Raw genomic sequence first — 11,025 nt, forward strand, 5'->3', positions numbered from 1 at the left:
TCGCGGACCGACAACCGCGACACTTTCTTTTGTTTGGCCAAAAGAAAGTGTCCAAAGAAAAGGCCACCCGGATCCCGCTTTGATCCTGCGCGCCGAAGCTTTCGCCGGGGGTTGACGAAAGGGGCTTCCTGCCCCTTCGTCAACGTGCGGCATCCATGCCGCACCCCTTCGGGCTGATCCCGCCGAAAGCTCCGGTGCTCGGCGCGGCATGCGGGAGAGACTCCACTCCGGAATTTATCGTTAAGTAGGCTAAATTGCTCTAGTTGCTCTAGTTCCCACGTGTCACGTGGGAACTCAGATGTACCGCGCTGCGGTGCATTTGTGCCGCAGCGCGGCCAAGCCCTACATTACCACGCGGCGCGTGGGAACGAGGATAATCAATTTGACGCGAGTCAAGTGTAGCCTCGATGGAGCGCCAGCGGAATCGAGGGCGACGACCATCCGGTTATCAAGCCCACGACGGAAATTGGGGAAATTGGCCATCAGATCATCAGGGCAACGTCGACAAACGGTAGGGGATTGGCCTTCGAATCCTCGATTGCATCGAGGCTACTTACTACTTGCTAGTTCCCACGTGTCACGTGGGAACTCAGATCTACCGCGCTGCGGTGCATTTGTGCCGCAGCGCGGCCAATCCCTGCATTACCACGCGGCGCGTGGGAACGAGGAAAAAAGCTCCGGTGCATTTGTGTCGCAGCGCGGCCAGCCCTGCATTACCACGCGGCGCGCGGGAACGAGGAAAATTCAAAGTAGGGTACGCACCGCGTACCTTTGGGTTTATTCACCACCATCGAACGTATCAAATTTTCCGGCCATATCCGAGCCCCATTGCGCAGGATAAAGCCCCTCGTTTACGAAACGATGGAACGACGAATAAGGCCAATTAGCCACCGATGTCACCAGGCCGTGTTTAACCGGATTGTAATGCAGGTAATCCAGATGTTTTGCGTAGTCGCGTTCGTCGCGTAACACATGTTCCCAGAAGCGGCGTTGCCAGACACCGCGCCGCCGTTGGTGTTGTTTTGATGAAGATATTGATTGTTCAGCGCCGTTCGCCGCCAACCAATGTTGGGTGAAATGTTTTTTGATAAAGCCCCAGCGTTTGGAATAATCGGCATCGCCAGGTGGCAGTGCCCAAATCGCGTGTAGGTGATCCGGCAACAATACCAGTGCATCAACCGCAAACGGCCATTGTTGTTGGCAAGCGCGAATGGCCGAGCGCAGTAAATCGCGCGCCGCATCGTTTGCCAAAATCGGCGCCCGCCGTTCCGTTACCACGGTAAAGAAGTAAGAGCCGCCCGGTACATAACAGCGCCGATAATTCGCCATCGCAAACCCCGTTTGCAGAAACCCATATTACGAATTGTGGACCGGTTTAAACCCATCGGCAATTGAAGGTAGGGTACGCACCGCGTACCGAACGAGGGCTATTCCCGGTGTAAAAGCCAGAAGGTACGCGGTGCGTACCCTACGGGACTCGATTTCATCGAGGCAGTTGCTTGGCGCAATTATCCATCAATGCCCCCGAGTTTTTTGAGCTTCTCAAATGCGATGGTATTCGACAATCGCCCCATCAACTGTAAGCTTGAAAGAATTCGTGTTCGTGGCTCGTTGGGTTCGAACACGAAGTCCTCGGCGTTAATTGCCGCAATGAGCTCTTGCTTTTTAGCTTGTCCTTCAGGGGACATCAGATTGTCAATCTCAAGTATTTTCTGCTGGATCACTGACGCCTTTGAGTTCAGGTTGGAGTAGAAGACCTCTAGCATTCGGCGACGAGCGTCTGCGATCTCAGTGCAGGCGACGAAGAATCGATTGAATGCTGCAAAGTCGTCGTGCGAGAAATCAGATGCGAACAAGTGTTTGTATTTTGCCCAATTGTTCTCCAAAAGGATGTCTTTGAGAGTCCTGTCGACCACTTGTTTCTCTAGAATTGAGATTACAACTTGCTCCGCGTGACGAATATCCATTACGACGATGGTGGCTGCATTTCTTTTCTCGGCGCGCTTTTTAAGGCCGTAAACGATAAGTGCAATAAGGCCAACGGCGAAGGTGACAGCCGCATTTATAAGTTCAGGATTCATCTAGCCTCCCTGTGATTTAAAAAGTCAAATGACTGGATGTAAATTATCCAAAAATAACGGATATACAGAAAGAAAGTAGCATAACAGTCACAAAAAAGGCCGGTTCCCCGGCCTTTCTCAATTCAAACAACTTACTTCAACAACCCCTGCAACAACCCATTCAACTTATGCACAAACGCCGCCGGGTCATCCAACTGGCCGCCTTCGCTGAGGATGGCCTGGTCGAACAAGATGTGGCTGATGTCGGCAAACCGCTCGTCGTCCTGCTCGTTTTTCAGGGCTTGGACGATGGCGTGATCCGGGTTGATTTCAAAGATCGGCTTGCTGTTGCCGCCCATGCCGAACATGCCGCCGGCGTGGCCGGCTTCCTTCATGATCCGCTCCATGTGAAGGCTCATGTCGTAAGCGCCGGTGACCAGGCAAGCAGGGGAGTCTGTCAGGCGGTGGCTGATTTTGACTTCGCTGACTTTGTCGGCCAGTACCTCTTTGAGTTGTTTAACCACCGATTCGAAGTCCTTGCTGACTTCTTCCTGGTGTTTTTTCTCTTCTTCGGTATCGAATTTGTCCAGGTCCAGCTCGCCTTTGGCGATGGATTGCATGTGCTTGCCGTCGAATTCGGTCAGGCTGGACACCAGCCATTCGTCGATACGGTCGGTCAGCAATAGCACTTCAATACCTTTTTTTCGGAACACCTCCAGATGCGGGCTGCTTTTGGCGGCGGCGAAGCTGTCGGCGGTGATGAAGTAGATTTTCTCTTGTCCTTCCTTCATACGGCTGACGTAGTCGGCCAGCGACACGTTCTGGGTTTTGTCGTCGGTATGGGTCGAGGAGAAGCGCAACAGGCCGGCAACGCGGTCCTTGTTTTTGTGGTCTTCAATCGGGCCTTCTTTGATGACGTTACCGAATTGCTCCCAGAATTTTTGGTATTTCTCCGCGTCGTTTTCGGCCAGGTCTTCCAACAATCCCAAGACCTTTTTAACCGCACCGCCTTTGATGGTGTTGATTTGTTTGCTTTGTTGCAGAATTTCCCGCGAGACGTTCAGCGGCAGGCTGTCGGTGTCGATCACGCCGCGGATGAAGCGCAGATAGCGCGGCATCAGTTGCTCTGCGTCGTCGGTGATGAAGACTTTCTTGATGTACAGCTTGACGCCGTGTTTGGCGTCGCGGTCCCACAAATCGAACGGCGCGCGGCCCGGTACGTAAAGCAGCAATGTGTATTCGTTGGTGCCTTCCACTTTGCTATGGACGTGGGCCAATGGGTCTTGGAAGTCGTGGCCGACGTGTTTGTAGAACTCGTTGTACTGTTCTTCGGTGATGTCGTCTTTAGACTTGGTCCACAACGCCGAGGCGCTGTTGACGGTTTCGTCTTCGACGCGGGCTGGTGCGGTTTCGTTACCTTCCTCGTCTTTCTCTGCCGGGATTTCCTTGCTCATGATGATGGGCAGGGAAATGTGGTCGGAGTATTTTTTGATGATCGAACGCAGTTTCCAGGCGCTTAAAAATTCGTCTTCGCCTTCTTTTAAGTGCAAGACGATTTCGGTGCCGCGGCCGGCTTTGTCGACCGATTCGATGCTGTATTCGCCCAGACCGTCGGATTCCCAGCGTACGCCGTCGCTGGCTGGCGCGCCGGCTTTGCGGGTGGTCAAGGTGACTTTGTCGGCGACGATGAACGATGAATAAAAGCCCACGCCGAATTGGCCGATCAGTTCGCTATCCTTGGCCTGATCGCCGGTCAGCCTTTCGAAGAAGGCTTTGGTCCCGGATTTGGCGATGGTGCCGATGTGGTCCTGCACTTCTTCGCGGGTCATACCGATGCCGTTATCGGTAATAGTGATGGTCTTTTTGGCTTCGTCGAAATCGACGCGGATTTTCAGTTCGCTATCGCCTTCGTACAAGCTATCGTTGGCCAAGGCTTCGAAGCGCAATTTGTCGGCGGCGTCGGAACCGTTGGAGATCAGCTCGCGCAAAAAGATTTCCTTGTTGCTATACAAGGAGTGAATCATCAAGTGCAGCAAATGTTTTACTTCGGTTTGAAAACCAAGGGTTTGTTTGTTTGCTTCAACAGTCATGTCTATACTCATTTGGTTGTAAAGTGGACTCGGGCGAGTTGGGGATGATAATTTTATTTTTCAAGTCCGCCCGCTACGTGGATTTTATGGAGCCGATTTCTTGAGCGTTTTATTAGCCTTTCTGCCATGAGTTTTAGTTTAGCCGGCAAAAGTATCCTGATTGTCGAGGACAATCCCGTGTTTCGGAAAGCGATGCGCGACATGCTGTATAGCTTGCAAGCCGTCGCTGTTGTCGAAGCGGATAATGGCATAGCCGCGATCAATGCTATGAGCAAAAGCAGTTTCGATATTGTGTTGTGCGATTACAACCTGGGTGTGGGTAAGAACGGGCAGCAGGTGCTGGAGGAAGCCAGACACCGGAATTTAATCGATTATCGCTGCGTGTTTGTATTGATCAGCGCCGAGCAGACTACCAGTGCGGTGTTGGGGGTTATGGACAGCAAGCCCGATGAATATCTGACCAAGCCCTTTAACGCGCAGCAACTAATGAGTCGGCTGACACGGAATTTTGCCCGCAAGGAATTTATGGCCAGTGTCGACAAGGCGTTAGCCGCTGGTGATTTGTCTAAAGCCATTCAGTTATGCGATGCACTATTGCTGTCCGGGGACAAGAAAATGCATTTGCATTTGCTGAAAATGCGTGCCGAGCTGGCGATTTCCGCCGGCGATTTCGACAAGGCCAGGCAGATATATCATGAAGTTCTGGAGCATAGAGAACTGCCCTGGGCGCGCTTAGGTTTGGGCGTGATCGATTTTCAAAACAATAACATCGAACAAGCGATTGCCGGTTTTCAGAGTCTGGTTGCTGACAATCCAATGTTGATGGAGTGTTACGACTGGCTGGGCAAGGCCTACGAAGCATTGGATCAGTATAGCGACGTCGAAAGTGTGTTGCAGCAGGCTTTGCAATTGTCGCCGCAATCGATACTCAGGCAAAAAAAACTGGCCGAAGCGGCGGACCGGAACGGCAATCTGGAAACCGCCGAGAAGGCCTATAAGTCGGTGGTGAAGCTGGGCAAGCATTCCGTGCATCGTTCCTGCAGTGATTTTGCCGGATTGGCCAAGCTTTATGCCAAAACCAATGCCGCGGACGAGGCATTAAAAACGCTGGAGGAAATGCGCAAAGAATATGCCAATCATCCCGAGGCGGAATTACGCGCCTCGACTGTGGAGGCGGATGTGTATAAAACGCTGGGTAACGACGAGTTGTCGCAGAAAGCGTTGCTAAAAGCGGTGGATATATGCAGCCGCTTGGGTAATAAAGCGCCCAGGGACTTGCAGTTGGAGGTCGTGAAAACCTGCTTCCTCAGCGATGAACACGATAAAGCCGAAGAAATACTTTACGATCTGATTCATGCACATATCGACGACGAACAATTTTTGAACGATTTACGCCGCATGCAAAGCGGCATTGGCATGGATAATCACTCGGAAATTCTGATTCAAAAAACCAAGCAGGCTTTGATTGCGACTAACAACAAAGGGGTGGCGCTTTATAAACAGGGTAAGTTTTCCGAAGCATTGGATTTGTTCGAACAGGCCATTCTGACTATGCCGGATAATAAAACCATCATCGTGAATATGTTGAAGATCATGATTCATGATTTGAAGGTTAATGAGTTTTGCGAAGAAAAAAATCAGCGCATCAGAGCTTTATTTATTAAAGCCAAGCAAATTGGCGTTGATCCACATAAGCTGGGGATATTACAAATGGAGTATGCAAAATTGCGGCAGTCTCAAGCGGTCAAGGCTTAAAACCATGCAAACCCATCCTAAAAACAACGATTTGTTTCCGACTATTCTCGCGTCAACCGTTCACGATATAAAAAACTCACTGGGTACCTTGCTGGAGCTGGTTAGGCAAACTGCTGCCAAACAAGACGGCCCATCCGCTGAGTTAAATCAGTTGGAATTCGAGGCGGCTCGGATTAATCACAGTCTGATGCAATTGCTGGTGATGTATAAGGTCGATTCGCAAAAATTTAGTTTGCATATTGAAGAATGCCCGGTAACCGATATTCTCGATGAAGCGATTCATCAACAGGCGCGCTTGGCTGGATTGCACAACATTGATCTACAAGTGGATTGTGGCGATGACGAGATGTGCTACTGCGATAACGCCATCATCAGCAATGCGCTGGCAGCTGTCTTGAATAATGCTTTGCGCTATACCCACAAAACCGTTTTGATTGCCGTGACTGAGGAGGACGGCTATCTAACCATCGCCATCGAAGACGACGGTGCGGGTTATCCGCCTCATTTTTTAACCGCGGACTTAAACGATACGGCCGAATTGGACTGGGTGTCGGGAAATACCGGCCTGGGTTTGTATTTTGTGTCGGTAATGGCCGGCCTGCACAAAAATGCCGGGAAAAACGGATTTGTGCGGATCGACAACGAAAGTCGTTTGGGTGGGGCGAGGTTTAAACTTTTTTTGCCTTAAGGATTGCAGAATCATTAGACACTGAAGGATGGTACTAAGGTACAATGGCCCCGATAATAATAGCGTTTTTCGTCGGGCAGACGGTTAGAAAAAATAAGAAAACTTTAAAAATGAGTATTTTAGTCACCGGTGGGGCCGGGTTTATCGGCAGCAATTTTGTATTGGATTGGTTGGCGCAAAGCGACGAATTGCTCGTCAATTTGGATAAATTGACCTATGCGGGTAACTTGCAGAATTTGGCTTCGCTACATGACGATGACAGGCATGTATTTGTTCAAGGTGACATTGCTGATTACGACTTGCTGCTGAGTTTACTGCAAAAGTACCGGATTCGGGCCGTGATCAATTTTGCTGCCGAATCACATGTTGATCGTTCCATCCACGGACCGGAAGATTTTATTCAAACCAATATCGTCGGCAGTTTCCGTTTGTTGGAAGCGGTGCGGCAATACTGGAACAACTTGGAACAGCCGGCCAAGCAGGCTTTTCGTTTACTGCACGTGTCTACCGACGAGGTGTACGGTTCTTTGGAAAAGACCGATGCGCCGTTCGCTGAAACCCACCAGTATCAACCCAATAGTCCTTATTCAGCCAGTAAAGCCGCCAGCGACCATTTGGTGCGTGCTTATCACCATACTTACGGTTTGCCTGTATTGACTACCAATTGCTCCAACAATTACGGTCCTTATCATTTCCCGGAAAAACTCATCCCGCTGTGCATTCAAAACGCCTTGTCCGGCAAAGCTTTGCCGATATACGGCGACGGTCAACAGATTCGCGATTGGCTGTTTGTGAAGGATCATTGCAGCGCGATTCGCCGGGTGCTGGAAGCCGGCAAGCTTGGCGAGGTTTATAACGTCGGCGGTTGGAACGAAAAAGCCAATCTGGATGTAGTCAACACGCTATGCAGTATTCTGGATGAGCTGCAGCCGCGTAGCGACGGCAAATCCTATGCCGAACAGATTACCTATGTCACCGACCGGCCTGGGCACGACAGACGTTATGCCATCGATGCCGGCAAGTTGGAACGGGAGCTAGGCTGGAAACCGGCGGAAACCTTTGAGACCGGCATTCGCAAAACCGTGCAGTGGTATTTGGATAACCAAGCCTGGGTTAGCAATGTGTTGTCCGGTGACTACCAGTCCTGGCTCGATAAAAACTATGCAGGGCGCACTGCGTGATCAATGCTTTGCATGGTTGAGTGAATGAAAGTTTTATTGTTCGGTAAAAATGGCCAGCTGGGTTGGGAGTTGCAACGCAGTTTGGCGCCTTTGGGCGAATTGCTTGCGCTTGACAGATTCGACCAACATTATTGCGGCGATTTAAGCAACCCCAACGGGATTGCCGAAACGGTTCGCGCGCTGCGTCCCGATGTCATCGTCAATGCTGCTGCCTATACCGCAGTGGATAAGGCCGAGTCTGAAAGCGACTTGGCGAATACGATCAATGCGGTGGTGCCGGGAGTTTTGGCGGCAGAAGCCAAACGTATCGATGCGTGGTTGCTGCACTATTCGACGGATTACGTATTCGACGGCAGCGGTGATAAACCCTGGCGGGAAGATGATCAGGTTGGGCCGTTGAATGTCTATGGGCAAAGCAAATTGGCTGGGGAACGTGCCATTCAAGCCAGCGATTGCCGGCATTTGATTTTTCGGACCAGTTGGGTTTATGCAGCCAGAGGTAATAACTTTGCCAAAACTATGTTGCGCCTGGCGCAAGAACGGCAACAGCTGTCGGTGATTAACGATCAAATCGGTACGCCAACCGGCGCCGAATTGCTGGCGGATGTGAGTGCTCACGCTATTCGTCATGCCTTGAAAACACCTGAAGTGGCTGGTGTTTATCATCTAACCGCTAGCGGCGAAACCAGTTGGTACGACTACGCACATTTGGTGCTTGATTATGCCCGTCAATCCGGACTGGCGCTGAAAACCGACAAACAATCGGTTACGGCAATTCCCACCAGCGCTTACCAAACGCCGGCGAAGCGACCGTTAAACTCGCGTATGAACACCGAAAAGTTGCAAAGCGTGTTTGATTTACAACTGCCGGCTTGGCAAAAGGGTGTCGAGCGAATGTTGTCTGAACTCTACGGGAAGTGACTATGAACCAGCGCAAAGGCATCATCCTGGCCGGAGGATCCGGCACCCGGCTGTATCCGGTAACCAAAGCGGTTTCCAAACAATTGCTGCCGATTTACGACAAGCCGATGATTTATTACCCGCTCAGCACGCTAATGTTGGCCGGAATTCGCGATATTTTGATCATTTCCACGCCGCAAGACACCCCTTTGTTTCAGCATTTATTGGGTGACGGCAGCGATTGGGGGATTAATCTGCAATATGCCGTACAACCCAGTCCCGACGGGTTGGCGCAAGCTTTTATCATCGGCAGGGATTTTGTCGGCTCGCAACCCAGTGCATTGGTATTGGGTGACAACATTTTTTACGGCCACGATTTACACGTTCAATTGAAACGCGCGACCGATCAATCCTCAGGGGCAACGGTTTTTGCCTATCATGTCAATGACCCGGAGCGCTACGGTGTCGTCAGCTTTGATGCTCAGGGTAGGGCAACTTCGCTAGAGGAAAAACCGACGCAGCCAAAAAGTAATTATGCAGTCACCGGTTTGTACTTTTACGACAATCAAGTCGTCGATATAGCCGCCAATTTACAGCCGTCGCCGCGCGGCGAGTTGGAGATTACCGACGTCAATAAAATGTATCTGGACCTAAATCAGCTTAGCGTCGAAATCATGGGTCGCGGCTATGCCTGGTTGGATACGGGTACTCATGCCAGTTTGATCGAGGCCAGCAATTTCATCGAAACCATCGAAACCCGGCAGGGTTTGAAAATCGCCTGTCCGGAAGAAATTGCCTGGCGTAGCGGCTGGGTTGGCGATGAGCAAATCGAAAAATTGGCCAAGCCATTGGCGAAAAATGGCTACGGCCAGTATTTACTGGGCCTATTGAATAAGCAGGTGTTTTAATGCAAGCAACTAGACTTGCTATACCCGATGTCGTTTTATTTTCACCAAAAGTATTCGGTGACGAACGTGGTTTTTTCTTTGAAAGCTTCAACCAAAAAGTTTTTCAGGAGCTGACAGGATTAAGTGTCAATTTTGTTCAGGACAACCACTCCAAATCTCAAAAAGGAGTGTTGCGCGGATTACATTACCAATTGCCGCCTAAGGCGCAAGGCAAGTTGGTGAGGGTGGTCCAGGGAGAGGTGTTCGATGTGGCGGTGGACATTCGTAAGAATTCCCCTACATTCGGAAAGTGGGTCGGCGAGATACTTTCTGTGGAAAATCGACAGCAAATGTGGATACCTGAAGGATTTGCGCATGGCTTTTTAACGCTGTCCGAAACAGCCGAGTTTTTATATAAAACCACTGATTATTATGCGCCCGAATATGAGCGTTGCATTACCTGGAATGATGCAGATTTGAAAATCGCCTGGCCATTTGAGGGCGTGCCGCAACTTTCGAGCAAGGATTTGCTGGGCGCAACGTTCAAGGATGCCTGTTAGCCTAACATTTAACATGTTTATATCCGCCGGGCTGGCACTGCAGCATGCAGTTTATCGCTGCCGTTTGGTTTGATTTCAATAAAAGAGGAAGTTATATGAATAAAAGAGAACGCTCAATGCTCGACCTTTTAAAGAAGGGAAAGCAGGAGTATGGATACGAAGGCATTAAAGCCGAGTTTGAAGCGGAAGGTACTAGAACAGACGAGCTGTTGAGGCTGATTGAGATAGTGCGCAGAGCTGACCTGAAAGTGGGTTTGAAGATTGGCGGTTGCGAAGCAATGCGGGATTTATTAGAGAGTAAGTTAATTGGTGTGGATCATATCATCGCGCCGATGATTGAAAGCACTTACGCGCTGTCTAAGTATATAGACGCGAAGAACAAAGTATTCACGGAAGACGAGCAGCAAGATACTGATTTTTTATTCAATATTGAAACCGAACAAGCGTTTCAAGTCGTGAAAAGCTTGGCCGATCAAGCCAGGCAAGATAACGGTGTCGATGGCATGGTGTTTGGCCGTGTAGATTTTTCCTTGTCACGAGGTTATTCGAGAGATGCCATTAATCAGCCGCAAGTAACGGAATGTTGCATTGCCACTGCCAAAGAGTGTAAAGAAAAAGGTTTGGATTTTGTAGTGGGCGGCGGTGTTTCCATTGATGCATTACCCGCATTAAAAGAAATTAATCAGGTTCACCTTACCCGATTTGAGACTCGAAAAGTCATATTTTCCGGCCATTCACTAGACAAGCCGGATATTGAAAAGGGCTTGTTAAACGCTGTGCATTTTGAGTTACTTTGGTTACAGAATAAACGCGATTATTACGACATTATTGCCAAGGAAGATCTGTCTCGAATAGCGATGCTTGAGGGACGTTGGAACGTATTAAGAGACAGCAATTAATTCGG

10 protein-coding genes are annotated in these 11,025 nt (G+C 50.0%); 7 read left to right on the top strand and 3 right to left on the bottom strand.

Features of this window, described 5'->3' with window-relative positions:
* Positions 1-777: 777 nt before the first annotated feature.
* The 3 genes from CWO84_RS22440 to htpG form a co-directional block, all read right to left on the bottom strand.
* Positions 778-1,329, bottom strand: a complete 552-nt coding sequence (locus tag CWO84_RS22440) for a transposase (RefSeq protein WP_101055350.1) — start codon at positions 1,327-1,329, stop codon at positions 778-780.
* Positions 1,330-1,508: 179 nt separating this feature from the next.
* A complete protein-coding gene (locus CWO84_RS22445; RefSeq protein WP_101055352.1) occupies positions 1,509-2,081 on the bottom strand; it encodes a hypothetical protein in 573 nt (190 codons plus the stop codon).
* 131 nt (positions 2,082-2,212) lie between these two features.
* Positions 2,213-4,150, bottom strand: a complete 1,938-nt coding sequence (gene htpG, locus CWO84_RS22450) for a molecular chaperone HtpG (RefSeq protein ID WP_101055354.1) — start codon at positions 4,148-4,150, stop codon at positions 2,213-2,215.
* Positions 4,151-4,276: 126 nt separating this feature from the next.
* Between htpG and CWO84_RS22455 the strand changes: the two genes are divergently transcribed.
* From CWO84_RS22455 to CWO84_RS22485, 7 genes are all read left to right on the top strand, one after another.
* Complete coding sequence (locus CWO84_RS22455) at positions 4,277-5,905, top strand: tetratricopeptide repeat-containing response regulator (protein WP_101055356.1); 1,629 nt, start codon at positions 4,277-4,279, stop codon at positions 5,903-5,905.
* Between the two features lie 4 nt (positions 5,906-5,909).
* Complete coding sequence (locus tag CWO84_RS22460) at positions 5,910-6,593, top strand: HAMP domain-containing sensor histidine kinase (protein ID WP_101055358.1); 684 nt, start codon at positions 5,910-5,912, stop codon at positions 6,591-6,593.
* 110 nt (positions 6,594-6,703) lie between these two features.
* Positions 6,704-7,774 carry a dTDP-glucose 4,6-dehydratase gene (gene rfbB / locus CWO84_RS22465; protein ID WP_033155745.1) on the top strand — a complete coding sequence of 357 codons (1,071 nt, stop codon included), beginning with the start codon at positions 6,704-6,706 and terminating at the stop codon, positions 7,772-7,774.
* A 24-nt stretch (positions 7,775-7,798) separates the two neighbouring features.
* A complete protein-coding gene (gene rfbD, locus CWO84_RS22470; RefSeq protein WP_101055360.1) occupies positions 7,799-8,695 on the top strand; it encodes a dTDP-4-dehydrorhamnose reductase in 897 nt (298 codons plus the stop codon).
* Between the two features lie 2 nt (positions 8,696-8,697).
* The gene (gene rfbA / locus CWO84_RS22475; RefSeq protein WP_101055362.1) at positions 8,698-9,582 is read left to right on the top strand and encodes a glucose-1-phosphate thymidylyltransferase RfbA; all 885 of its coding nucleotides are present in this window, start codon (positions 8,698-8,700) and stop codon (positions 9,580-9,582) included.
* Positions 9,582-10,121, top strand: a complete 540-nt coding sequence (gene rfbC, locus CWO84_RS22480; RefSeq protein ID WP_033155244.1) for a dTDP-4-dehydrorhamnose 3,5-epimerase — start codon at positions 9,582-9,584, stop codon at positions 10,119-10,121. Before rfbA ends, rfbC begins: the two co-directional genes overlap by 1 nt.
* A gap of 95 nt (positions 10,122-10,216) precedes the next feature.
* Positions 10,217-11,020, top strand: coding sequence for an aldolase/citrate lyase family protein (locus CWO84_RS22485; protein WP_101055739.1), 804 nt, complete (start codon positions 10,217-10,219; stop codon positions 11,018-11,020).
* Positions 11,021-11,025: the final 5 nt, after the last annotated feature.

Source organism: Methylomonas sp. Kb3 (assembly GCF_002834115.1).
In the GTDB taxonomy this organism is placed as follows: Bacteria; Pseudomonadota; Gammaproteobacteria; order Methylococcales; family Methylomonadaceae; genus Methylomonas; species Methylomonas defluvii.